Genomic DNA, 24,159 nt, shown 5'->3' with positions numbered 1-24,159 from the left:
GACGGCTACGGTGGTCCGGGCCCGAACCGCGGTGGAGATGAGGTCCAACTCGCGCAGGTTTTTCGAGAAGCGTTCGAGGTCCACAACCATGGGCCCGGCGGCCGGGCGAGCGCCACCTCGACCGGCAGGCGGACGGCAGCGTCACCAGCTTCTACCTGTCGCCGTCCACCGATGTGCCCGGTCCGATGCCGAGGAAGTAGGCGAATGCCTCGGGCGCGCACGCGCCCCGGCCCGCCCGTCACCAGGAGGGCATCAAACCCCGACGAACCGCTACAAACGGTTGAACGGCAAGCTCAGAGGAAGTGCCGGATCGGGGCGGTTGCCGCCTCCATCGCGCGCCGGGCCGGGCCGCGGCGGCGCCAGCGGGACGGCGTGAGGGCCTGACTGCGCGTCAGGTCCCGGTCGAAGTCCTGGTCCAGCCGGGCGGTGAACTCCTCGTCCACCACGGCCAGCACCACCTCCTCGTCGTGGTCGAGCGAGCGGCGGTTGAAGTTCGCCGAACCGATCACGGACATCGTGCCGTCCAACGTGAGGACCTTGGCGTGCATCATCGTCGGCTCGTACTGCCAGACCGTCACCCCGCAGGCCATCATCCGCCCGAAATGGCGCTCGCCCGCCAGCTGGCAGACCCGCTTGTCGGTGTGGCGCCCCGGTACGAGGAGCTCGACGGTGACGCCGCGCCGCGCCGCCTGGCAGAGCAGGTCGACGAAGTAGTCGTCGGGGGCGAAGTACGCGGTGGCCACGCGGAGCCGGTGCTCCGCGGAGGAGATCACCACCCGCATCAGGGTCTGCAGGTCCTGCCACCCGACGGCGGCCGAGCCCCGGACGACCTGGACCACCGCGCCGCCCGGCTGCTCGTGCTCCTCGAACCGGTCGGCCCCGTCGTAGAGCGTTCCGGGGGCGCACTCGGCCCAGTTCTGCGCGAAGGCGGCGGCGATGCCGTCGACCGCGGGGCCGACCACCCGGACATGGGTGTCGCGCCACTCTCCCGGGTGGCGGGCGTCGCCGCACCACTCCTCGGCGATGCCGACTCCACCGGTGAACGCGATCCGGCCGTCCACCACCATGACCTTGCGGTGGCAGCGGTGGTTCTGCTTGAACGGCGAGAGCCTGACCGGGCGCCGGAACCAGGAGATCCGCACGCCGGCCTTCTCCATCAGGTCGATCAGCTCGGGCTCGATCAGCCTGCTGCCGAACCCGTCCAGCAGCAGCCGTACCCGCAGCCCCTCGGAGGCCTTGCGGGCCAGCGCGTGGGCGAACCGGCGGGCGATGTCGCCGCGCCAGTAGACGAAGGTCATCAGGTCGACGGTCCGCCGGGCGGCGTTCACGGCCTCCAGCATCGCGGGGAAGATCTCGTCTCCGTTGCGCAACGGCGTCAGCAGGTTGCCTTCGGTGGCAGCGATTCCGATCAGGGCTTCCAGCCGACGGCGCAGCGTCGGGCCGCGGTCGGGTCCGGAGGCGGCGGCGGCCTGTTCGACGGGGCCGGGTCCGGAGGCGGCCGAAGCGTGCGCGACGGGACGGGAGCCGGGTGCGGTCTCGGTGGTCATCGGGGGTGTTCCGTCCGGAGGAGGGGCTGATGATGGCAGACGCTCCGCTACCCGTTCTCGGCGGGTCCACGCCAGGGGATGAAATCCGGAGATCGGGGGACACGGCGTCCGTGACGAGAACTCAGGCGCGCGCCGTGCGGATCGGCGTACCGGTGCTGGCGGCGACCACCCAGGGAGCGGTGCTGGTCGCGGTCGGGCTGCTGATCACCCACCCGCCGGCCGGCTGGTGGGATCCCGGCGAGCGGGGCTCGGTGGCCTGGCTGGCCGCGCACCGCACCCCCGCCTTGACCGCGGCGAGCGACTGGTTGTCCGCGCTCGCCTTCACTCCGGCCGTCGTGACGGTGACGGCGCTCGCGGCCGTCGCACTGCTGGTCGGGCGCCGTTGGCGGGGCGCGGCGCTGCTCTCGGGCGCGGTCGCCCTTCAGGCCGCCCTCTTCGTGACCGCCGCCCACCTGGTCGACCGGGCCCGGCCGGACGTGGTCCGGCTCGACGGGGCGCTGCCGACCTCCAGCTTCCCGTCGGGGCACGTCGGTGCGGCGACCGCCCTGTACGGAGGCCTCGGTCTGCTGCTGCTGCGCCCGGGGCACGGGTGGCGGCGGGTGGTGTGCGCGCTGCTCTGGGCCGTTCCGGTGCTGGTGGCAGCCAGCAGGCTGTACCGGGGCATGCACCACCCCACCGACGTGGTGGCGGGCGCGTTGAACGGCGCTGCGGCGCTGTGGGTGGTGTCCCGAACGCTTCCCGCCCGGCAGCGGCACCGCACCGGTCCCGTAGCTCCGGTCGGCGGATCCGTCGCCCTGGTCTACAACCCGGTGAGCGTGGACGACGCCCTGCTGCAACGGCTGAACGCGGTCGTCACCGCCCACGGTCACCACCCTCCGCGGCTCCTGCCCGGGTCCGCGGAGGACTCCGGCCGGGCGGCGGCCGAGCGTGCCGTCGCCGGTGGGGCCGGCCTGGTGGCGGCCTGCGGCGGTGACGGCACGGTGACGGCCTGCGCCGACGCACTCGCCGGGACGAACGCGGCCCTCGCGGTCGTCCCGTGCGGCACCGGCAACCTGCTCGCCCGCAACCTCGGCCTGCCGGCCGACCCGGCCGACGCACTGGCCGCCGCCCTCGGGGGCCACGCCCGCCGGATCGACCTCATGCGGGCAGAGGGCGACGGTCTGCCCGCCCGGGCCGCCGCGACCATGGCCGGGATGGGCCTCGACGCCGCCGTCATGGCCTCCACCCATCAGGGCCTGAAGCGGCGCCTCGGCTGGCCCGCCTACCTGGTCGGCGCGATCCGGCACCTGAGCGACCGCCAGTTCGCGCTGACCGTGCGCGTCGACGGCGGCCCCCCGGTACGGCGCCATGTCCGGATGGCGGTGGTCGGCAACGTCGGCACCCTCCAGGGCGGGGTGCGCCTGCTCCCCGGTGCCGTGCCCGACGACGGTCTGCTCGACCTCGTCCTGGTGCAGCCGCAGGGCCTGCGCGGCTGGGGCGCCGCTCTGGTCGGCCTGGTCACCGGCACCCACCGGCCCGGCCCGGCCGCCCCGCTGGAGCACTTCCGCGGCCACCGGATCGAACTCACCGCCGACCGGGCCCGCCCGCGGGAGTGCGACGGTGACCCGGTCGGGGACGGCCGGGTGCTCGCACTGAGCGTCCGCCCGGACGCCCTGCTGGTGCGACTGCCCGGCACCGCCCGGGACACGTCGCTCGAAGGGGCGGGGACAGCACGCACGCAAGAGGAACGGGAGACGGCATGACACGGACCGACCACGGCCGCCGGCACCGACGGACGGAGGACCTCTGATGGGAACCGCCAGCCGCGTCGGCGCCGGCCACGAGCACCTGTCCGCCGACGAGGCGGTGCTGACGCTCCGTCGCAGCGCCTGGTGGCCCCTGGCCCGTGACGCCTTCCTGCGCTTCCGGTACGCCGACGGGTTCAGCCACGCCCGCGCCCTCGCCTTCCAGATGGTGCTCTCGCTGGTGCCGTTCGCGATCTCCGTGGTCGGTCTCGCGTCCTCGGTGCACGGAGGGCCCTTCGGCCAACTGGTCGCGGCCAGCATCGAGCGGATGGCCCCCGCATCCAGCGGCGACCTGGTCCATGACGTCCTCGACCGCAGCCGCAACCGCACCGGCGGCACCGTCGCCCTCTGGTTCGGTGCCCTGTTCGCGCTGGCCAACCTGGTGACCGCCATGTCCCAGATCGAACGCGGCGCCAACCGCATCTACGGCATCGAGCGCGACCGCCCCTTCGACCGGAAGTACGGCCGAAGCCTCATGATGGCCGCAGGCGCGGGCCTGCCCCTCGGCACCGGCTTCCTCGTCCTCGTCGCCGGCCCGCAGGTCGCCGCGGCGGCCGACCAGGTCTTCGGCCTGGGCACCGAAACCACCACCGCCTGGACGCTGCTGCGCTGGCCGATCGGCCTGCTGCTCACCCTCGCCTCCACCGCCCTGATCTTCCGCAGGGCCCCGCGCCGCCGCCAACCCGGCTACAGCTGGCTGGCCTTCGGCGCCGGTGTCCACCTGGTGCTCTGGCTCGCCGCGACCTGGCTGCTCACGCTGTACCTGCGCGTCAGCGGTTCCTTCGACGCCGTCTACGGGCCGCTCAGCGTCGTCTTCTCCTTCCTGGTCTGGGCCTACCTGACCGCGATCGCCCTGTTCCTCGGTCTTGCCTTCGCCGCCCAGCTGGAGGCCGACCGCACCGGGCGGCCCGGCCCGGTCCTGCCCGATCCGGAAGGGAGCGGATCGTGATCCGCCGGCCCGGACGCCACCGCACCCCGCTGCGCCCGTCGCTGCGTACCGCGGACCTCCGACTCGGGGAGCGCCTTCTCGCCGGCGTCGTCGCGTTCGGCGTCGCGGCGGTGCCGGTCGCGCTGCTGCTCGTGCTGATCGAGGCGAACTGGCCACCGCTGCAATGGCTCGACGCCGGAACCGCCGGGCACCTGCACGCGTCGGTCCGCGACCGCCCCGGTGTGCTCGCCGTGCTGCGCGTCCTCAGCGACGGCGTGTGGGACCCGCTGACGATGCGGTTGCTGATCGCGGCGACCGTCGGCTGGCTGCTGTGGCGCAGGGCCTGGCGGCTCGCGGTGTGGGCGGCTGCCACCGTCACCGCGTCCGGGCTCACGGGCCTGGCGGTGAAGGTCACCGTTGCCCGGGCCCGCCCCGCTCTGCCCGATCCCGTGGCGCACGCCCCCGGCTTCTCCTTCCCGTCCGGGCACGCGATGACGGCCGCCACCTGCTGGGCGGTCCTGCTGCTGGTGTTCGCCCCGGTGCTGGGCCGCCGGTGGCTGCCGGCGGCGCGGACGGCGGCGGTGATCAGCGTCCTCGGGGTCGGGTGCACTCGGATCGCGCTCGGCGTGCACTGGGTCAGCGACGTCCTCGCCGGGTGGCTGCTCGGGCTGGCACTGGTCGCGGCGACGGCGTGGGCGTTCGAGGGGTGGCGCCGCGACACCGGCCGGTCCGTGCCACCACCGCTCACAGAGGGACTGGAACCCGAACTCGCCCGGCACGGGCCGGCGGAACCCGAGGCGACCGGCGGCCGGTGAGGCCTGCGGCCGACCCCGGCCGGGCCGGCCGCCGAGCGCGATGTCCTCGGCGTCCTTCTTCGCGTACGTAGTGACAGAGCCGGCTGGTAGTGCTTTGTCGGGAGGCTTGTCGCATCGTGCGGTTGGTAGGTCTCCGGTCGTACGAGGGCTGGGGAGCTTGCGTTGTGGCGGGGTCGGTTGTCCGTCGTCGTCCTCGGTGGCAGAAGGCCTGGTCCCAGAACGGTGGTTCTTCCGACCGTTCGACGGGCCGGCCCGGGCGGGGTGCACGGCGGGGGAGGTCCGGGTCGATGAATGCCGACGGGTCCCGGCCGACGAGGCCTGTGGTGTCCTCGCCCGATTCCTCCGAGGCGTCGATCGCGCGTTCCCGGTAGGGCCGTTGGGTGCTGGCCGCGAGAACCTGACGGGCCGAGGGGATCAGCGCGGTGCGATGGTGCCGCAGCCGGGCGTCGTCGATCAGGGGGATGCAGGCGGCGACGGCGGCCTCCCGGACCGACCGGTCGGAGTCCCGGGTGTGCGCTGCAATCGGGCCGGGGAGCAGCGGAAGCAGCCGGTTCATCTGTACGAAGGGGAGGTGGTCCTCGGCTCTGAAGCCATGTTGCCGGAAGGCATCCGCTGCCGCGTCGTTCGCCTCGGAGTCCACCAACCGCTCCAGGTTGAGCGGCACATCCGTTGCCGCGCCCATGCCGTGCGACAGGACACTCTATGTTCCGGCCAGAACCTCGGCGGGACGGGGCAAGGCCTCGGGGCGGCCGCAGCGTTGTTGGTCATGCTCGGATTCTTGGACCGTCCGCCGGCAGCACCACGGTTCACCCCATGACCGGAGACGGGCCGTCCGCTGACAGGCACGGGCATACCGGCATCAGGTGGAAGCCGTGTCCCGGCGGCGGCCGTACCGTGAACCGGCCCAGGATCCGCAGCGGCCGGCGCACGCAGGGCAACGCGGCTCCATCGAGACCACCCTCCTCGACCAGCGCACGGGCGAGCTCCTGCAGGACGCCCTCCTCAGGAAGAGCGAGCGCGCCCGGGCAGGACGTTGCCTGTGGTACGTCGGAGCGGGCACCTCTCCCCGCCCCGCAGGATCACCTCGTACACGCGCCGCGGCCTTGGTCAACCGGTCCACGGACACCCGATTCCTCTCCTCAGGCCCCCGGCGCTTGCGCTGTCGCCGTGTACAGGCCCCGCCCGGGCCGCTGCGCCCGGCCGTCCTTCGCGAGGCGCTCCAGCCGGGTACGGACCGCGTTGACGTTCGCCTGCAGTGGTTCCAGTCCGAGTTTCTCGCTCACTTCGCGGGCACGCATCGGTTCTGCCGTTCCGGACAGGACCGCCAGGATGCTGTCCGCGTCCGTCACCGTTCGCCGCCCGGCGGTCGACGCCGCTGCCGATGCCGTGGTCGGGGGCGTGGCGTCGACGGGGCGCGGCCGCGGCGCGGTCCGTCCGGTCCGGGCTGCCGGCTCCTGCTTCACCGCCGTCCTGGCGCCGCCGCCCGTCTTCGCGCCACGGGCCGTGGCCCGCGTGCGTGCTGCCTTCTTCGGCTCGGGGGCCTTTCGGGCCGGGGCCTTCCTGGCGGGCGCCGCCTTCTTCGTGCCGGCCGCCACGGTGGCGGGCTCGGCGGCGGGCTCGGCAGGGACCGGTGCAGCGGGGGCGGACGCGGCCTGTTCGGTGTCCTGTGCGGCCTCGGGCGGTACGGGCGGGGCATCGGCCGCAGGCGCCTTCCGGTCCCCGTCGGTGCGAGCGGGTCCACCGGACAGCCGCCGCAGTGCTTCGAGAGCCTGGTGGACGGCCTCCCGTTCGGTGGTCGCGGCGTCGAGTTCGGCCTGCGCCCGACGCAACCGTTCCTCCACGGCGGGCAGTTGCTCCTCCAGGACGAGGATGGTCGAGCCCACACTGGTGTCCGTACCGAACGTTGCCACGATCACTCCCGTTGCGTTGTCACCCATCCGTACCGGCGAATGTACGGCCCCTGCGGCGTGCCGTACGCGGAATGCGGAATTCACGCCATGGGATCCGGGAAGGTGACGCAAACAGGCGGAGTGGAAAGGGCGATCCGTTCGGCACTGCCGCCCGCCAGGGTGGCTCGGGGTGCTGACGAGCCCTGCGAGTCGGCCGTCCGCGCCAGGGTGAAGAGGCCGGAGCCCGCAGTGGGTTGATTCCGCCTCCCCTGTCGGGGGTGGCGCTACGCTCTCCCGTCCAGGGACTCGTCGGGTGGGGGAGGGAACGAGGATGAACGGAAGCCTGCTGGGGCACCTGGCGCACCGGTTCGGGGTACGGCGCGAGCCGGTCGCCACGGCGGCGGTGTGCCACATCGTCGGGCAGCACGCCCGGGCCCGCGCCGCGCTTGTGCAACTGCTGGCCGACGGGACGGTGCCGGCGCAGGCCCGGGAGCGGGTCACCTTCGCGACGGAGGTGCACGACGCCAACGACGGTGGTATCACCGATCTGGAGGGCCGGGTCGACGGGCTGACCTGGTTCGTCGTCGAGGGCAAGTTCGGAGCCCCGCTGCAGCCGGTCCAGCCGGTCGGCTACGCCGAGCGGCTCCAGGACGGCGGCTCGCTGCTGTTCGTCTGCCCGGACCAGCGCATCCCGGCGCTGGCCGCGCAGTTGACCGACCGGGTCGACGAGGCCGGCATCCGGGCCAACAATGCGGCCTGGCACACGGACGAGGCAGGGACGCGGTGGTTGGGGCTGTCCCGGCAGCGGCGGCTCGGCCTGACGTCCTGGGGCCGACTGCTCCACGCACTCAAGGGGCGGGACGCGGCCGACTCGGCCGAGTTCGCCCTGCTGTCGGACATACACCAACTGGAGGGTCTGGTGGCACAGTTCGAGCGAGAGGTCTCCCAGTGGACCGCGGCGGAGCTGACCACGGGCGGCACCGGGCTCACGTTCGCCAAGGCCGTGCACGCGGCCGACGACCTGTGCGCCCTGGTCTCCGACGAGCTGGGGATCCCCCTGCCGTCGCGCCACCCCCAGTGGTGGAAGTCGCCCTCCGGGACCCTGAGCCCCGCCGACTACCTCGACTGGTACGGCGCCCTGTTCGACCTCCCCGACGGCAAGCTGGCCGCCGCCTTCGAACCCGTGAAGTGGGGCACCGAAGGCTTCCCCTCGCCCCTGACCCTGAGCATCAACCCTCGCGGCCTCACCCACGACGCGGCCCAGCGCGTCCGTTCGGCCTACCTGCGCATGGCCGACGCCGCCACCGACCGTCTGCGCGAGATGCTCGACCACCCGCCGCTCGTCGCGCGCACCTCGGAGTACGGATGGTGGGAGCTTCCCGTCCCCCTGCGCCCCGACCTCACCGCCCAGGAGGCCCGCGACGACATGGCCGTCACGGTGAAGCAGGTGCTCGCCCCGCTGCGCGAGCTGTGATGGGGGCAGCCCGCCCGGTGCACGGGAACCTCGAACTCTCGGTGAGGCCCCATTCGGAGACAGCGATCAGCACCATCTGCAAGGCCGTCTCCCGCGACACCGCCCCCGCAGAGAAGGCGATGTATCTTCCCGATCAGTCGCCCCCCCTGCCTGCCTCGGCTTCAACGAGTAGATCCAACAGGGAACCTGGCCCTGGTCGCCGGCCCGGCGGCCGCGGCCGCCACGGTCTGCACCGCGGCCATCTCGATGCCGACCCCGGGCCCGGCCGCCGCGCGCGCCTACGGGCTGCCCCCGGAGCGCCTCCTCGTCGTCGACACCCCGGGGGAGCGGTGGAGCGAGATCGCCTCGGTCCTGGCCGGCGCCTGCGAGGTCGTCCTCCAGACCCGCCCGTGCCGCCCCGGCCCCGCGAACTCCAGCGACTGGAGGCCCGCCTCCGGGCGACCGGCGCCACGCTCCTCACGACCACTCCGTGGCACGGCGCAGCCCTGCGCCTGACGACCGGCAGCGCACTCTGGAGCGGGCTCGGCGACGGCTGGGGCCAGCTCACCGGTCGCCGGGCCGAGGTCCGCGTCACCGGGCGGGGTGCCGCGCTCCGGCCGCGCACCGCCGAACTCTGGCTCCCCGCTGGCGACGGCTCCGACACCGCCGTCGGCGCCGACGTGAACGCACTCAGCATCGACGGGTCCGCCGAACCGGCTCGCGTTCCGTCGCCTGGGGCGGCCCATTTCGCCGGTAGCCCACGTGCAGCCGGGGGAAGAGAGAACAGAGGGTAGTCCTGCGGGGGTTGTGCCACGGGGCTACGCGCAGGAGGGGCTCACCGTGCCCGGCGGCCGGTGTGGCGCCCTTGTCCGCGGTCGCCGGGAGGCACGATGATGTCGGTCGCTCACGCTCGTCCACCGAATCTCGTCCGACGAAGAAGGTGCCGAACATGCGCAAGACTCTCCTGACGACCACCATCGCGGCTGCCGCGGCGCTCGGTTTCGCCGCCGCACCGGCGCAGGCGGCCACCGGCGACGTGACCAAGCCCTTCGCCATGACGTACGGCAACAGTCAGACGTCGGGCTCGATCCACTTCACGAGCGGCTACACGGCGTCCCTCAGCGGCGTCGTGCACGCGGCCAGCGGCCAGCGCGCTATCTGTGCCGACGCCTACAACGGCAGCGCGAAGGATCAAGGCTATTGCAGCCCCTGGGCATACGCCGGCGGCCCGGACCAGGTCCTCAACGAGTCGTTCTCCATCCCCCTCCCCGGCGGGGTCCAGCGGGTCGTCATCGAGATGATCGACGAGAACGGCAACATTGTGGCAAGCGAGTCCTGCACCCGTTCGGTCTGCACGCGCACGATCTGACTCGTGGGCAGCGACGACCAGGAACGCGGCGGCCTCCGAGGCTACGTCCCCGGAGGCAGGGCAAGACGGTCCGAGGGTGCCTGGGGGCAGGCCGGTGGGGCGGCGGCGAGGACGACGGGGCAGGTGGCGGCGAGCCGACTGCCTCACGTCTGATGAGCACGCGTGCCCGATCTCTCGCCCGACGCGCTTGCTGTCCAGATTCGACCAAGAGGCGCTACAACCCATCAGTACGATCTCGCCTATGAATCAGGGGATCTGGACGATCATCGGCGTACTCGCTGGTTCCGGTGGCGCCATCACTTCCGCTTCGTCGTGACTTGGGGAGGGAACCTGTCGGTTCACGGGAACGGTCTAGTCGGCGGTTACGGAGGGTGAAGCCGCGGGGACCGTGCCCCCGGTCCCCGGCCGTCAGGACACGGTCCACTGTCCGGTGCTGGGGGCGAAGCCGCTGTTCAGCGCGAACTGGACCTTCGCCACCCGGGAAGCGGTCGGGACCGTGAACGTGATGTAGCCGAGTGCGGTGTCGCCCGGGGCGATCATGACGCTGCCGGGGAAGCTCGGGCCCGCGGTGGTGTCGGTGGCGATCCGAGCGGTGAACTGCTGCCCCTCGTTGTCGACGAGCCTGGCGCCGTTGCTCGGACTGTCGTCGTAGACCGCAGTGCCCGTGTTCCGGATCCGGAACTGCACCGCCACCAGGCGCTCGCCGGCCTTCGGGGAGGAGAACGCCTCCTTGGCACTGGCAGGGTCCACGATCTTGACGACGGTGACGTCCGCCTTCTCACCCCCGCTCGTACCCGACAGGGCGAGGGTGTCCCCCACCGACGCGGACGCCGGAAGCGAGGCGGTGGGTACCGAGGAAGCCGTCCCCCCGAACGAGACGGAAGGCGTTCCCGACACAGGTGAGGACACCGAACTGCTCTGCGGCGAGGTGACGACCGATTGCCCGCTCGAGCACCCGGCAACGGCCACGATCAGCGGAAGTCCCCACCCGAGCATCAGTACACGTCGCATCAGAGCCTCCGTCCTCGGCAACCACCGCACCACTGGCCACCACGATCTCCCCGGCATCCCCGTCCCCACGCCGCGCACCGGCAGGCCGCGGGCTGTGGACCGCCGGCCCGCAGCCCGCGGCCTGCCTGTCCTGGTGCGGTCCACGGTCACTGCTTCGGCCCTGACGCAGGGGACGGCGGCCTGGGGTTGTTCGATCACACACGGGTCGGTCGGGGGGCGGCCTCGGGGCGCCGGGCGCGCCCTCGTTCGGGGGAATCGGCCGATGAACGGTCCAGGTAGTGTTCCTGTGGGGGTATTCCCGCAAGCGCCTCGCACCGGAGGACCCGTTGCCCCACCCCCGCAGAACCCCTTCTGCCCGCCGCACGCTCGCCGTCGCGGTCGCCGTCGCCTCGGCGACCTGCGCGCTCGCCGCGCCCACCGCCCACTCGCGCGGCACCGAAGATGAAGTACGTCAACATCGACCCCGGCTCCATCGGCCCGCTCGGCGACCCGATCTACTCCGCCAGCTCCGCCGACCTCAACCTCCCCCCGGGCGCGAGCGTGAAGTACGCCCGCCTCTACTGGGGCGGAACCCGCGGCATCGGCGACACCGTCCTGCCCGAGAGCAGCATCGACGAGATCTACCTGAAGGTCCCGGGCGAGAACCAGTACCGCAACATCGCCAACGACCAGCCCTCCATCGGCTACATCACCACCGACGAGGAGAGCAGCTACCAGGCCTCCGCCGACATCACCGACCTCGTCAAGCGCCACGGCACCGGCACCTACACCGGCGCGAACATGGACTCCGTGGTCAAACCCCACAGCTGGGGCGGCTGGAGCATCGCCATCGCCTACGAGGACCCCTGCGCACCGCTCCGGCACGTTCACCTCTGGGACGGCTTCCAGCCCGAACTGCCCAACAGCCCTGCCCTGACCGGCACCCTCAACGGCATCCGCACGCCCGCCGCCGGCCCGGTCACCGGCCACCTCGGCTGGGTCGTCTACGACGGCGACCACAAGCCATCACCGTCACCGTCAACACCCAGGGCGACGGCTACGACCTGGGCGTCTTCTACGCCGACATCGACCTCGACGAATCCGTGTTCGCCGCCAACAGCACCACACCGGCCGCCTCCGCCTGGAACGAGGCAAAGTGACCACCCCGTAGAGGGGTGACCGTACGTGCCGCGGGTCGTCACCTCGGAGGGCAGCGACCCGCGGCACTGCTCTTCCCGTGCCGGTACCGTCACCACCGCGCACGCCGACGGCCGAGAGGCCAGCGGCACCCTGCGGGCCTGAGCCCCGGTTCGGAACCGCCGCCCGCCGCGTACGGCGTACCCGCAGTGGGTAGTGTTCCGGGCAGTGCCCAGGGCGCCGTCACGGCGCGCGTACGGGTCCCGGCGAGGCGAAACCGCCCGCCGCGCATCCCCGGGCGTTTTCCCGGGGCCGTCCCCGGGTGGTGCCCCGGGGGTCCTCCCACCAGGGTTTCGACATCCGCCCAGTTCATCCCCACGATTTGGGATCTCCGGGATTGCCGACAACCCTCTCCCTGCTCTCTCCTTGGCTGGTGGTGTTGGTGTTGGTGTTGGTGTTGGCGGCTGGGTGGGGCGGTGCGGTCCCGGGTTCGCTCCGGGGCCGACGGGCCCCTGCTGCCGCTCCCGGGCCGCTGTGGCCCTCCCTCCCGGCCGGGCGGCCGGACGCCTCCCGTCGGTCGGCGCGAAGCGGGGGCGGGCGGTTGCGGCCGGGGCGGTGACAGGCGGCCCGATGTCGGTGGTGTGCGGTAGAGCAGAGAAGACCAGCACCACGAACCACCAGCCGGGGGCAGAGCATGAACCACGACCAGGACGACGGCCAGCACGAGCAGCACGACGGCGAACAACCGGCGCCCCGGCCCGTGCGGCCGGGGGCACGGCATCCCGGGGGCGGACGGCCCGGACACGGCCGCTCCGACCCGGGACGCACCACCAGTGGGATGGCATGTTCGCGGCCGAAGAATCGCAGGTCGAACCCCTGGCCACCGCCGCTCGGCAGGTCCACTGTTCCCGGCACGGCGGCCCCGCCGCAGCACCGCCGGGCCGCCGGCCGGAGCGGCTGCGCCACGTCCTCCCCGGCGCTGCTGGCCCCACGGCCGGGCCCCGCGGACCAACCCCCCTTACGTCCCCGGGCCCGGCCCCTTCACGCCCCTCGGGGGCACCCGTCCGAGGGCTCGCGTGCGCGGGCGGTGGCCTGTGCGCGGTGGAGGGTGCCGCCCCTCGCCTCGACCCGCCACGAGATCAATTATCGGACACGCTTCAGCGAAGAACCTGCTCGATGTGGTGGTCGAGGACCCGTTCGGCGGCTTCCGGGGTGCGGTAGCCGAGGGCGATGTCCAGGCCCAGGCTGGTGGCGAGGGACCAGCAGATGTCGGCGTCGGTACGTTCCTCACCGCGCGGCACGCTGCCCCGCTCCTCCCGGGCTGCCGCGATGAGACCGGCGGTGAGGGTGAGCAGCTCGTCGTCACCTGGCGCCAAGACCTTGGCCGTCGTCGGATCGGAGACCGCCCGGCCCACGGCCGTCAGCGCGAAGCGCATCAGCCGCGTGCTCTCCTCGGCCGGGCTGATCAAGGCGTACAGGCCGGCACGGAGGACGACCTCGGGGCTGGTCGTGCCGGCGGCGGTGACCGCGTTCTCGATGGTGGCGTTCACGGCCTGTACGGCTCGGTCGAGGGCGTCGCGGATCAGGGCCTGCATCGAAGAGTAGTAGTGCTGGACCTGGCCCATGGAGACACCCGCCTCCTCGGCCACCTTGCGCAGTGACACCTGCTCGAGGCCGCCTCGCACGGCCAATGACCAGACGGCCTCGACGAGGCGCATCCTGCGCGCTTCATGATCCACGATCTTCGGCACGGTACCGCCGCCTTCCTCGCAACTTTTGCCATGCGATCGCATTGTAAAACCGGGCTCCATCGTTTTACAGTGCAAGTGCATGGTAAACCCGCAATCGGACCGAGGAGACCTCATGAAGTACGGCCTCTACCAGGCGCTCGGCACGGCACTGCTCGTCGTCGGAGCCCAGGGGGCAATTCGCCAGCTCGTCGACCACGACAACGCCGGCCTGCTGAGCTGGCTACCAGGAGGCTTCGCAGCGAGCATCAGCGTGTACGTACTGGCCGTCGTGATCGGCGCGGTCATCACGGGGCGGGCCCACGCTGCTTCCAAGGCGACGGGCAACTGACTCGCTAGGCGGTTGCGCCCTCCGCCGGCTCGCCGCTGGAGGCGGCTGCGGGCGGTTATCCGGTCCTCGCCCGACAGACCGGCGCGGGAGTGTCAGGGTAGAGGGAGCGCGTGCAGGCAGGTGTGCCGGCCCGGGCCGGGCGGTTCGCCGAGCGGCCGGGCCGTCTCCCCGGCGATCTCGACCCGGAAGGCGCCGGACCGGTCCGCGTAAACCGCCCCGCCGGCGGTGGTCTCGCCGGTGGCGTGGACGATGACGACCTCGGGGGGAGCGTGTGAGCCCGGCGCACCGGGCAGGGTGACCGCGTAGCGTGACGGGTTGCTCATGACGTCCGCCCCGCGTTCGGTCCCGGGGCGTCGGCCAGGGCGGCGCGCACGCTGGGGCGGACGGTGAAGACCTGGTCGGTACCGGTGATCCTCAGCAGTCGTGCGGTCTGCGGCGGCGGGGCGGCCAGTGTCATCTCCACGCCCGCGGCCCTCGCGTCCAGTCGGGCGGCGAGCAGGGCGTTGAGGCCCACCGAGTAGCAGAAGGTCAGGTCGGCCAGGTCGACGACCAGTCGGCGCGGGCGGCTTCGCAGGGCGCGGGCGAGGGCGCTCTCCAACCGGGGTCGGTCGTCCTCGTCGACTTCGCCGTCGAGGCGCACGACCACCGCCGGTCCGGGCGCGGTCGTGGTGGTGATGCGCAGGTGTCGCGGCAGTCGGCGCGGGGTTTCGGGCCGGGTCCGGCGGGCGAATCCGAGGTGGGGCATCGGACTCGCCTCCTCAGCGGGAAGGCACCGCGGCGGCCCTGGCGTGGGGGCGGGTCGCGCGGGCGGAGCGATGGGGCGCATGGTCACGGGTTCTGGTCATCGTGATCACCGTTGACGGTCGCTGTTCTGGGTCCGGAGTCGAGGTCGGCGAACAGGTCGAGCAGGGCGCCGACCCGGTGGCGGGCCTCGGCGGGGTGGCGGAAGAACGTGCCGTCGACGATCCGGTAGTGGTTGCGGCGGCCGTGCCGGGTGCGGGTGACGTAGCCGGCCGCCTCCAGGTCCGTGACGACGGCCCGCACGGCCCGCTCGGTCAGGCCGCACGCCGCCGCGACGTCCCGCAGTCGGACGTCCGCGTCGCGCGAGATCATCAGGAGTACGCGGGCGTGCTGGGTCAGGAAGGTCCAGTTCGTCCGCGGTCCTTGCTCTTCCGACACACCACAAGTATGAACCGGAATTCCGGTTTCGCAACGCCTACGAACAACTCGAATGTGCTGCCCCGGCGTCCGCCGGACCCGGGACGCACAAGCCGGGCCATCGGCGGGCACCGCGCCGCCCCTGCCACAGCGGTCACTGTCGGGGGGGCAGGGCGATCCGGTCGATCAGGTCGGTGCGCACGACCATGCTGCGGCTGACGTTGTCCGCCCAGGTCTGGCGCCGCACGTGGGTGACCGGGTGTCGGAACACCGCTTTTCGCCGGACGTGCTGGGCTTCCAGCCGCCCAGGAGGCGGCCCAGTACGGGTGCGCGTCCCAACCTGCCCCCGCCCGCCCGCTGCGCCCGTTCTGCTGGGACGCTCCCAGGACATGGAACCCCGTCCTCCCAGGTGAAGGCGTTCTGCGCCCGCACCTGGGGCCGGGTGGGACAGGGGCAGACCGGAAGACGTGGTCGTTCCGGTCACTCCGACGCCTGGATCCTCACGGTCGTCTCGCGTTCGGCGAGGAAGGTGTCGAGAAGCTCGAACAAGACCTTGATCGCCTGCTGCTCGTCCTCGGGCGGCAGGTCCCAGATGTTCTCCCAGCCGTGGGGCAGAGCGATGTGCAGGACCTGACCCGGCCAGCCGTGGTTGCAGTCCCGGCCTCGGCGGGTGACCAGCCACTCGTGAAGGCCGATGAGCAGGCTCGGGCCGCCATGGCGGTCGGCGTGCGCTTCGTAGCCGGCGAGAAAAGCGGTCGCCATGTGGAACGAGGTCTTGCCGACGAACATGCCCGGACGCCGGCCGATGAAGGCGAAGTACTCGCGCTCGCTCATCTCCGAGGGGTGCTTCATGCGCGAGAGCCTATTGATCATCGCGTTCCACCGGCAGGGCCGGACAGCAGTCCGGTGCTGAGGAAGAGCGGGCCGGGAGGCGATCGGGGTGCGGGCGGAGCGGCTGCGGGTGGGGGAGACCTGCCTGGTGCGCGTCCCGGCCCGGCTCCCGTGCGACCGGTACCCGTCTGAGCCCGTCGACCCGGACCGGCGCCGCTGGATCCGCGCCGGCGCCGAGTTCGAGCTGACCGTCGCCGACCTCCCGGAGCCGGACGGCGAGCACGTGGTCGCCGGGGTCCTGGTCGCCCCGCACTCCCGGGTCCGGGGCGAGCCGGCCGACGACCAGGCCGTGGAGCTCGGCCTGCCGCCCGGCGTCGGCTATGTGGTGACCGATGCCCTGAGCGACCTGACCGGCACCGCGGTCGAGCTCCTGACCACTGTCCCTCGCCTTCCCCGCCGCTCTCGCCCTCGCCGCCGACACCGCCTGGGCCCAGGCCCGCGCCCGTTGTACCGCCGCCCCACCCCGGAACACCCCGAGAGTGCCGGCGTCGCCACCGCCCACCCGCACCGCTGGAAGGGTGAGCCCGCGCGCGTCGTCGAGCTCACCCCGTAGGAGCCCGGGGAGCCTCCTCCACGTCGTCGGACAAGCGAAGTTCGGCCACGCCCGTAGTGTGTTCAAGCCGTATGCGGTACGAGTAGTTCCGGAGCCGTCTCTTCACTTCGAACGCACATGCCAGACTCGCTGACGCTCCGTCAGGACAGATCCGCACACTCGCCGCCGACCCCGGACCGCACGGACCGGGGTCGGCGTTCCATGCGCCCGGAAGGGGAACAGTGGCAGCTCAGGACTCCCTGCTCAAGAAATACGGGGACCGGTCGTACCGGCACGTGACGATGGCCCGGCACCAGGGCACGACGATCGCGTTCGCGATGGACGCCTCCCGCCGGATCGTCTACACGGTGCTGGACCTGTCCGGTCCGGCGGCCAAGGGAGAGGTGGACTCGGCGTACTGGAGCGACAACCCGGCCGAGTTGGCCTTCCCCCGGGAGATCGCCGAGGTGGGGTACGCCCTGGTCGGCGCGACGGCGATGCCGACGGTGAAGCGGGGCGGGGCGGAGGCCGGTGCCGGCGAGCGGCCGGCGGCCGCGGAGATCGACCCGTTCCTGTCCAGCACCGCGCGGCTGACGGCGGACGCCCCGTTCCACGTCCTGTCGGACGGCACGTACGTGGTGGTCCTGCGGCAGTCGGTCGGCGAGACGCACACGGACGCGGTGTACAAGCTGACCGGCGGCGGCAGTTCGGGGGACGCGTCCCGCGCCGACTACGTGCTCAGCGGCACGAAGAAGGTGCCGCTGGTCCGCGACACCCTGCTCGTCGACCGGTTCGTGCTGGTGGACGGGAAGTTGAAGCCGGTACTGGAGGTGCGGTTCAAGCGCAGCCGGCACGCGACCCGCCCGGAGTCGGCCAAGGACAGCCTGGGCACCGAGGACATGGAGGGCCGCCCGTTCCACGAGCCGACCCAGGAGCTGTCCTTCGTCCGGAACCTGACCCAGGGCCGGTTCGCCGCCGTCCTGGTGCCGACCGCCGTCTCCAACGTGCAGCGCTGGCAGCTGTTCGCCCACAACGACGCCACCGGACGGGTCGACAGCTTCACCATCGAGCAGGGCGCCCAGGGACTGTTCAACACCCAGGGCACCCGCTTCTGGACCAGCCCGGATGTGGCCTACCGGGACTCGGTGTTCGAGCGCAGCCCCGGCATCTGCCCCTTCACCGGCCGCGAGCTGGTGCCGATGACCGGCAGCGAGGGCCATGCGGAGACCGCGCTGCGCCTGGACGGCGTCGATGCCCACCTCGACCTGGGCAACCGGGGGCCGCTGCACTTCGGCGGGAAGCCCTACTCCGTCGAGGCGTGGGTCAAACCCGCCGCCCTCGACGGCCCGGTGCTGGGCCGCGGCGGGGAGTACCTGTTCGGCGTGGACGCCAACGGCGCGGTGTTCCTCAGCCACGACGGGGCGCCGACGACGCTCACCTCCACCGAGACGCTCACGGCGGACAGCTACGCCCACATCGCCGCCACCTTCGACGGCACCACGGCGAAGCTGTACGTCAATGGCAAGCAGGCCGGGAGCGCGGCGCTGCCGTTCACCCCGGTCACCGGCGTGAACACCCTGGTCGGCAGGCGGAGTTCCGGCGGCACCGACAGCTTCTTCAACGGCGACCTCGACGAGCTGCGGATCTGGAACCGGGTGCGCTCCCAGGCCGAACTCACCACGGACCTGAACAACCGGCTGATCGGCAACGAGCCGGGCCTGGTGGCCTACTACCGCTTCGACGAGGGCACCGGCACCACCGCCCACGACCAGACCGACCACGCCGGGCACGCCACGCTCGTGGGCAACACGCGGTGGACCGGCTCGGACGCCCCGGTCGGCGACCACCCCGGGGTGCGGCGCGACAGCTTCACCCTCAAGGGCCGATCGGTCGTCTCCGGCATGTCGGCCCTGCTCTACCACCAGCAGGAGAACGTCGTCGCGGGCTACCGCGCCGACCCCAAGCCCGCCAAGCGGCAGGCCCGGGTGATGCTGGCCTTCGCCGCCAAGTACGGCCAGGAGCCCGCCGTGGCCGCCCTGGACTTCGCTGTCGGCCGGGACGGCCGACTGGCCCAGGTGCCGGACGTGCTGGACCCGCAGGTGCTCAAGCGGCCGACGAAGGGCCACGACTCGGAGCAGGTCAGCACCCTGCAGCAGCTGGTCAAGCGGCTGGAGCCGGAGGTCGCCGCCATCGAGGCGGACATCAACCGGCTGAAGGGCGCGGCCGGGCGGCTGGCCGAGTACCAGGCGGAGCACGACCGGCTCAAGCCGGGATTCGACGCCCTGGAGCAGCGCTACTTCGCCGAGAAGGACCTGATCACCTCCTGGACCTACCGGATCGAGCTCAAGACGCCGCGCACGGTACAAGGCGGCGCCTACAACCTGCAGTGGCTGGTCACCGCCAACGCCAGCCTGCAGGGAGCCCCGGTGTTCTTCCACGACCAGCGCCCCGACTGGACCTGGCGGGTGGAGGCGGTCGGCGAGAGCCAGGACGGCCTGCCCTGCTACTGGCTGTCCTTCGCCCAGTACGACAAGGACGTGCGCGTCCTGAACAACTCCCCGGCGGAGAACGAGAGGCTGGACACCATCGCCCGCACCCCGGGCAACCGGTCGGCGCAGTTCCAGCTGATCGCCGAGGGCGAGTACGTCCGCATCGTCAACCGGGCGAGCCGGCTCGCGATCGGCTCCCCCTCCACGTACCAGTTCACCTCGGCGGTGCAGTCGGCCGAGTGCCTCAAGGCGGACTCGGGCCTGTTCCGGATGACCCGCGTGGCCATGCGCTCCGGAGTGGACGTGCAGTACCTCGCGGCCAAGGCGCAGCTGGACACTGCCCGCGCCCTCCTCCAGGAGGCCCTCAAGGCCCAGCAGCGGATCGCGGAGCTGCAGCTCAACCTGACCGCCAAGCAGGCGGAACTCGCCGATGCCCGACGCCAGTTGGCCAAGCTGTCGGGTGCGCTCCAGGGCGACGACGACCTCACGGTCGCGATGCCGCTGCTCGCGGTGGACAGCACCGGCCTGAGCCTGACCGGGGGCCTGCTGGAGTTCGCCCGGGGCGCCGACCGGCCCGCGCTGCTGGACAGCGGCACCGGCAACCTCGTGCTGTACTTCCGCGGCGCCGACGACCAGTTCTTCGCCGCGTACTACGACACCGCCGTCCTGCGCGGCACCCGGACGCTCGCCGGGGACACCGGCACGCTCGTCTTCCTCGCCCGGGACCCGGCCGTTCCCCTGGACGGCGCCACGATCACCGTCACCGACGGCGACGCGCCCGGCCGCTGCGACCTGACCGTCACCATCGGCGCGGACACCGAAACCTGGCGCTCGCTGCCGCGCAAGGCCGAGCAGATGGTCGCCGCACTGGCCGGCAGCCCAGGCCGCCCGGTCACCCTCGGCGCCGTCGCCCGAGTCACGGGCAGCACCGTCGAACTCACCACGCCCACCACGGTCGCCGTCCCGGCCAAGGCCCACCTGCAGATAGGCAGCACCGGCCACGCCGTGGCCACCGACGCCCCGATCGGTGCCAAGTCGCTGGAGCTGACCGCGAAGAGCATTTCGGCCAAACCCGGCGACAAGGTGAGCCTGGTCGGCTACGACTGGGCCCGAGCGCAGTCCTCCCGCCCCGGGGTGCTGCTCTCCGCCGGCTCCCGCCTGGTCACGCTGAGCACGGGCGGGGTCGAATCCGTACCCAACGGCACCGCCAAGGCGGCGATCACCGGGCGCGGCTGCCGCTGGCGCGCCGAGATGCCCGGCCGGGCCTTCCTGTTCGACGGCAAGGAGCAGTACCTGACCCTGCCCGCCGGCAAGCAGCAGAACATCGCCCCGACCGGTGACCTGAGCCTGGAGGCCTGGGTCAACCCCGAGGCCGGAGGGGGCCGGATCGTCCACGCCAGGACGGACGGATCGGGCTACGCCCTGGCACTCGCCCCGGCCGCCCTGCCGGCCTGGCAGTTCGTCAACGGCACCAAGGCCCAGCTGACTCCCACGCTCGACCTGGCGAACCGGGACTTCACCATCGAGCTGTGGGCCAAGCGCAACCAGTCCCGGGGCCGCGTCGAGCCGCTGCTGTTCCACGGCGCGACGGACGGCCGGGTCGACCAGTCCCTGCACCTGTGGGTCCACCCCGACGAGACCCTCTACTTCTCGCTGTACGGCGACGACCTGAAGACCACCCAGGCCTACCCGGACCTGGAGTGGCACCACTGGGCCGCGGTGTACAAGAACGCCACCCGCGAGCAGATCCTCTACCGGGACGGCGTCGAGGTCGCCCGCCGCACCTCCAACGGGGCCTACACCGGCAAAGGCCCGCTGATCCTGGGCCACTTCCCCTTCACCGGCGACTACCTCGACGGCCAGATCGACGAGGTCCGGGTCTTCGGCCGGGCCCGCACCAAGCAGGAGATCTCCGCCGAGCGCCACCAGCGCCTCTCCGGCCGGGAACCAGGCCTGCTGGGGTACTGGACCTTCCCCGGCACGAGCGGCCCGGCCTCGCCGATCAAGGGCTACCAGGTGACCGCCCGGGTGGGCGACCGGGTGCTGAAGTCCGCGGAGCGCTTCCCCTGCAACGAGTGGGCGCACCTCGCCGCCACCTTCACCCAGTCCTGGGCACTGAGCCTGGACGGCGGCGAGGGCCTGGCAGTGGCCGCGCAACCCGCGCTGGACGTGCTGGAGGACCTCACCGTCGAGGCGTTCGTCCGGATCGACAAGCTGGGCACGCCCATCGGCCTGCTCACCAAGGGCACGGTCATCGACGGCGGGCGGGACGGCGTCCCGTACCACCTGGGCGTCCGGGCCGACGGCCTGGTGGAGTTCGCCTTCGCCGAGGCGAACGGCAAGCCCGTCCGCTACACCTCCGACCGGGCCGTCACGCCCGGCGCGTTCCAGCGCATCACCGTGGTGCGCGAGCGTCGCAAGCCGGAGGTCGTCGGAGCCCAGGCGGGCACGGCCCCCCAGCCCGAACAGGACATCCGCTTCTACCTCGACGGCGGTGCCGTCGGCAGCTTCGTGTACAGCGGCCCCGGCGCGCAGGCCAACAACAACGAGGTGGTGATCGGCCGCGGGCTGACCGGCGTGCTGTGCGAGCTGCGACTGTGGAACTCCGCCCGGCCGCAGGCCCGGCACGGGCTGCCGGTCACCTCGCGCGAGAAGGGCCTGCTGGCGCGCTGGGCGTTCAACGAGAACGCCGGCAACGTCACCCTCGACGTGTCCGGTACCTTCCCGGCGAAGCTGCGCGGCGCCCGCTGGACCCGCGACGTCGACCCCCTGGCCAGCCCGCTGCGGCTGTACCGCAACGGCGAGCCGCTCTCCGAGGCACCACTGACCGCGCAGGACACCACCGCGGCCTGGGGCGAACCCCAACTCATCCTGGGCGCAAGGCTGGAGGGCGGAAAACCGGTCGACCTGCTCACCGGCACGCTGGAGGAGGTCCGCATCTGGCGGACCGTCCGCACCCAGGAGCAGATCCAGGACAACCTGTTCACCCGCCTGCGCGGGGAGAAGCAGGACCTGCTCGGCTACTGGCCGTTCGACCGGGACTCCACCGAACCCGGCAGCACGTCCGTCCGGGACGAGGGCCTGCGCGGCAACAACCTGGGCTTCTCCGCCAAGCGGCCGCGCGTCCTGCTCTCCACCGCGCCCGTCTCCACCGACACCGCCCAGGTCCGCTCGGCCCTCGCCGACGTCCGCACCCCCTTCCACGACACCATCGCCGGCGCCCCCGCCGCCACCGAGTACGCCGACCTCCAGTACGACGCCAAGGGCGAGGCGCTCGGCGTGCTCAAGCGCTGCTACGCCTTCGTCCGGGACGGCCGCTGGCACCTGGTCACCGGCTACAAGGTCGGCGACCTGACCACCGAGTGGGTCGGCCAGGCCCAGTTCGACCCGCAGCTCGTCGGTTACGTCGAGGGCGCCCCGCCGGTGCCGTCCGAGAACCTCACCGACAAGGCCGACGGCTGGGCCGGCGCCTCCTCCGTGGAGTTCGCCGAGGCCGACCAGGTGGTGCGCAGCCTCTCCTCCAGCAGGACCCGCAGCGTCAACGCCGCCTTCAACTTCTCCTTCGGCGTCGAGACCGACGCCAGCGTCCTGACGATCACCGCCCCGCTCGGCTTCGGCACCGCGTCCCCGCTGGCCGAGGGCCAGATGAAGATCGGCGGAAAGGGCAGCCTGGAGTTCGCCAACACCTGGAGCACCGACACCAAGGTCAGCCAGGGCAGGAACACCGCCCGCAGGACGAAGCTGGCGCTGACCGGGTACACCGAGGACGCGGCCAAGGTGCTGAACACCGCCGTCGGCCGCCGGTACGTGCCCGCCAACACCGGCACCGCCCTGGTCCAGTCCCAGACCGCCGACGTCTTCGCGCTGCGCCTGGCGCACACCGGCGCCCTGGTCGCCTACCGGATGCTGCCCAACCCCGACATCCCGCTGGACTGGAACATCATCCACTTCCCGATCAACGCCCGCTACACCAAGCAGGGCACCCTGGACGGCGCGGTCGGATTCGACGACCGCGGCAAGGTCCTCGACCCCGACTACCCCACCGCCACCGCGTACGGCGAGTACAGCTACTTCAAGCCCCGGGACGCCTACGCGCTCAAGCGCCGCATCACCCGCGACCAGCAGCGCCTGGAAGCCTTCTACGAGTCCGTCTCCACCGAGACCCACCACGCGGACCCGACAGAGAGTCAGGCGCAGTCGGTGCTACGCTCGATGGGCGTCTCCGGCGGGCAGCAGGAGGCCGGCCGCGGCACGTCCGGCAGCGCGGCCGCGACCGGTTTCTCGCACCGGGACCTGGTCAACACCTACGTCTGGACGGCGCAGGGCGGCTTCTTCGCCGAGACCACCGAGGCCACCGACGCTGTCAGCGAGACCACCTCCGGCTCGTACACCTTCAGCGGCTCGTTCGGCGCCAGCTTCGAAGGCAGCTTCGGCGCCCTCGGTCTTGGGTGGTTCGGCAGCCTCGACGCCTCCGTGGGCGGCGGTTTCAGCGTCACCAGGGCCAAGGGCAAGGACGCCTCCCGCTCCTTCGGCCTCGACGTCCAGTGCGCACCCTCCGGCGACCTCCAGCGCCGCGACAGCAACGGCAAGCCGGTCTACGACGCCGCCGGCAAGCCCGTGCTGGTGCCCGGCAAGGTCGACGCCTACCGCTTCCTCACCTTCTACCTCGGCGAGACCAGCGCCAACTTCGACGACTTCTACCACAAGGTCGTCGACCCGACCTGGCTCTCCAACAGCGCCGCCCCTGACGCCGCCGCCCTCCGCCAGGCCCGGCAGAGCTCCGCCAAGCCCCCGTGCTGGCGCGTCCTGCACCGTGTCACCTACGTCAGCCGCGTCCTCGCCCCCGTACCGCCGCCCGGCGCACCGCCGCTGGAGAAGGCGATGCGCGCCGAGAACATCGACAGCAACTACGAACTGATCAAGCGCCTCGAACCGTACGTCCGCCCGGCCGCCACCACCACCGGTGCCCTTGCCACCGCCACCCGGGAGGTCCTCGCGACCCAGCTGCCCGAACTCCTGCCCCATGCAACCGAGATCATCGACTATCTCACCCGCTACTTCGGCATGGAGAACTGAGTCCCGCCCGGCCCTCCGGCAC

Annotated in this window: 18 protein-coding genes; 10 read left to right on the top strand and 8 right to left on the bottom strand. The window is 72.3% G+C overall.

What is annotated here, in order from left to right; genetic code table 11:
• Positions 1–293 precede the first annotated feature (293 nt).
• Positions 294–1,547 carry a phospholipase D-like domain-containing protein gene (locus IF01_RS0137640; protein WP_078880665.1) on the bottom strand — a complete coding sequence of 418 codons (1,254 nt, stop codon included), beginning with the start codon at positions 1,545–1,547 and terminating at the stop codon, positions 294–296.
• A 110-nt stretch (positions 1,548–1,657) separates the two neighbouring features.
• On the opposite strand from IF01_RS0137640, the gene IF01_RS0137635 reads away from it, so the two are divergent.
• The 3 genes from IF01_RS0137635 to IF01_RS0137625 are packed head-to-tail and all read left to right on the top strand — an operon-like array spanning position 1,658 to position 5,074.
• Positions 1,658–3,289 (top strand): bifunctional phosphatase PAP2/diacylglycerol kinase family protein, encoded by a 1,632-nt coding sequence (locus tag IF01_RS0137635; RefSeq protein WP_244215759.1) that lies wholly within the window; start codon positions 1,658–1,660, stop codon positions 3,287–3,289.
• A 46-nt stretch (positions 3,290–3,335) separates the two neighbouring features.
• The gene (locus tag IF01_RS0137630; protein ID WP_030398133.1) at positions 3,336–4,280 is read left to right on the top strand and encodes a YihY/virulence factor BrkB family protein; all 945 of its coding nucleotides are present in this window, start codon (positions 3,336–3,338) and stop codon (positions 4,278–4,280) included.
• On the top strand, positions 4,280–5,074 hold the full coding sequence (locus IF01_RS0137625; protein WP_094745739.1) for a phosphatase PAP2 family protein: 795 nt from the start codon (positions 4,280–4,282) through the stop codon (positions 5,072–5,074). The genes IF01_RS0137630 and IF01_RS0137625 overlap by 1 nt, the downstream gene beginning before the upstream one ends.
• A gap of 1,139 nt (positions 5,075–6,213) precedes the next feature.
• On the opposite strand, the gene IF01_RS0137620 is transcribed toward IF01_RS0137625, so the two are convergent.
• Positions 6,214–7,095, bottom strand: a complete 882-nt coding sequence (locus tag IF01_RS0137620; protein ID WP_157855458.1) for a hypothetical protein — start codon at positions 7,093–7,095, stop codon at positions 6,214–6,216.
• A gap of 199 nt (positions 7,096–7,294) precedes the next feature.
• Here IF01_RS0137620 and IF01_RS0137615 point away from each other — a divergent pair, with 199 nt between their 5' ends.
• The 3 genes from IF01_RS0137615 (at position 7,295) to IF01_RS0137610 (ending at position 9,785) form a co-directional block, all read left to right on the top strand.
• Positions 7,295–8,437 (top strand): hypothetical protein, encoded by a 1,143-nt coding sequence (locus IF01_RS0137615; protein ID WP_030398130.1) that lies wholly within the window; start codon positions 7,295–7,297, stop codon positions 8,435–8,437.
• Positions 8,438–8,488: 51 nt separating this feature from the next.
• Complete coding sequence (locus tag IF01_RS51905) at positions 8,489–8,932, top strand: ImuA'/RecA-like NTPase (RefSeq protein ID WP_510991314.1); 444 nt, start codon at positions 8,489–8,491, stop codon at positions 8,930–8,932.
• Positions 8,933–9,365: 433 nt separating this feature from the next.
• On the top strand, positions 9,366–9,785 hold the full coding sequence (locus IF01_RS0137610) for a hypothetical protein (RefSeq protein ID WP_030398129.1): 420 nt from the start codon (positions 9,366–9,368) through the stop codon (positions 9,783–9,785).
• Between the two features lie 408 nt (positions 9,786–10,193).
• Here IF01_RS0137610 and IF01_RS0137605 read toward each other — a convergent pair whose 3' ends face one another.
• Entirely contained in the window at positions 10,194–10,604 is a 411-nt protein-coding gene (locus IF01_RS0137605; protein WP_244215757.1) for a DUF4352 domain-containing protein, read from the bottom strand.
• 633 nt (positions 10,605–11,237) lie between these two features.
• On the opposite strand from IF01_RS0137605, the gene IF01_RS44670 reads away from it, so the two are divergent.
• Positions 11,238–11,954 (top strand): hypothetical protein, encoded by a 717-nt coding sequence (locus IF01_RS44670; RefSeq protein ID WP_051756974.1) that lies wholly within the window; start codon positions 11,238–11,240, stop codon positions 11,952–11,954.
• 1,115 nt (positions 11,955–13,069) lie between these two features.
• Here IF01_RS44670 and IF01_RS0137590 read toward each other — a convergent pair.
• Entirely contained in the window at positions 13,070–13,663 is a 594-nt protein-coding gene (locus IF01_RS0137590) for a TetR/AcrR family transcriptional regulator (RefSeq protein ID WP_030398126.1), read from the bottom strand.
• A 112-nt stretch (positions 13,664–13,775) separates the two neighbouring features.
• On the opposite strand from IF01_RS0137590, the gene IF01_RS0137585 reads away from it, so the two are divergent.
• Positions 13,776–13,991, top strand: a complete 216-nt coding sequence (locus IF01_RS0137585; RefSeq protein WP_030398125.1) for a hypothetical protein — start codon at positions 13,776–13,778, stop codon at positions 13,989–13,991.
• A 92-nt stretch (positions 13,992–14,083) separates the two neighbouring features.
• On the opposite strand, the gene IF01_RS51665 is transcribed toward IF01_RS0137585, so the two are convergent.
• From IF01_RS51665 to IF01_RS0137560, 4 genes are all read right to left on the bottom strand, one after another.
• Complete coding sequence (locus IF01_RS51665) at positions 14,084–14,314, bottom strand: DUF6296 family protein (RefSeq protein WP_037782665.1); 231 nt, start codon at positions 14,312–14,314, stop codon at positions 14,084–14,086.
• Complete coding sequence (locus tag IF01_RS44665) at positions 14,311–14,736, bottom strand: STAS domain-containing protein (RefSeq protein WP_051756972.1); 426 nt, start codon at positions 14,734–14,736, stop codon at positions 14,311–14,313. The genes IF01_RS51665 and IF01_RS44665 overlap by 4 nt, the downstream gene beginning before the upstream one ends.
• Before the next feature lie 83 nt (positions 14,737–14,819).
• Complete coding sequence (locus tag IF01_RS0137570) at positions 14,820–15,170, bottom strand: helix-turn-helix transcriptional regulator (RefSeq protein ID WP_030398123.1); 351 nt, start codon at positions 15,168–15,170, stop codon at positions 14,820–14,822.
• A 459-nt stretch (positions 15,171–15,629) separates the two neighbouring features.
• The gene (locus IF01_RS0137560; RefSeq protein ID WP_030398122.1) at positions 15,630–16,001 is read right to left on the bottom strand and encodes a hypothetical protein; all 372 of its coding nucleotides are present in this window, start codon (positions 15,999–16,001) and stop codon (positions 15,630–15,632) included.
• Between the two features lie 88 nt (positions 16,002–16,089).
• Between IF01_RS0137560 and IF01_RS0137555 the strand changes: the two genes are divergently transcribed.
• Positions 16,090–16,593, top strand: a complete 504-nt coding sequence (locus tag IF01_RS0137555; protein WP_030398121.1) for a hypothetical protein — start codon at positions 16,090–16,092, stop codon at positions 16,591–16,593.
• A gap of 221 nt (positions 16,594–16,814) precedes the next feature.
• Positions 16,815–24,137: a LamG domain-containing protein gene (locus IF01_RS0137550; protein WP_051756970.1), complete on the top strand. Its 7,323-nt coding sequence runs from the start codon at positions 16,815–16,817 to the stop codon at positions 24,135–24,137.
• Positions 24,138–24,159 lie beyond the last annotated feature (22 nt).

This window comes from Kitasatospora purpeofusca (assembly GCF_000718025.1).
Lineage (GTDB): Bacteria > Actinomycetota > Actinomycetes > Streptomycetales > Streptomycetaceae > Kitasatospora > Kitasatospora purpeofusca.
This window is presented reverse-complemented; position numbering and strand designations above follow the sequence as displayed.

Coding starts and splice junctions, on each gene's coding strand:
- IF01_RS44670 (WP_051756974.1), top strand. CDS start 11,238: ATGAAGTACGTCAACATCGACCCCGGCTCCATCGGCCCGCTCGGCGAC.
- IF01_RS44665 (WP_051756972.1), bottom strand. CDS start 14,736: ATGCCCCACCTCGGATTCGCCCGCCGGACCCGGCCCGAAACCCCGCGC.
- IF01_RS0137615 (WP_030398130.1), top strand. CDS start 7,295: ATGAACGGAAGCCTGCTGGGGCACCTGGCGCACCGGTTCGGGGTACGG.
- IF01_RS0137610 (WP_030398129.1), top strand. CDS start 9,366: ATGCGCAAGACTCTCCTGACGACCACCATCGCGGCTGCCGCGGCGCTC.
- IF01_RS0137585 (WP_030398125.1), top strand. CDS start 13,776: ATGAAGTACGGCCTCTACCAGGCGCTCGGCACGGCACTGCTCGTCGTC.
- IF01_RS0137560 (WP_030398122.1), bottom strand. CDS start 16,001: ATGAAGCACCCCTCGGAGATGAGCGAGCGCGAGTACTTCGCCTTCATC.
- IF01_RS0137640 (WP_078880665.1), bottom strand. CDS start 1,547: ATGACCACCGAGACCGCACCCGGCTCCCGTCCCGTCGCGCACGCTTCG.
- IF01_RS0137630 (WP_030398133.1), top strand. CDS start 3,336: ATGGGAACCGCCAGCCGCGTCGGCGCCGGCCACGAGCACCTGTCCGCC.
- IF01_RS51665 (WP_037782665.1), bottom strand. CDS start 14,314: ATGAGCAACCCGTCACGCTACGCGGTCACCCTGCCCGGTGCGCCGGGC.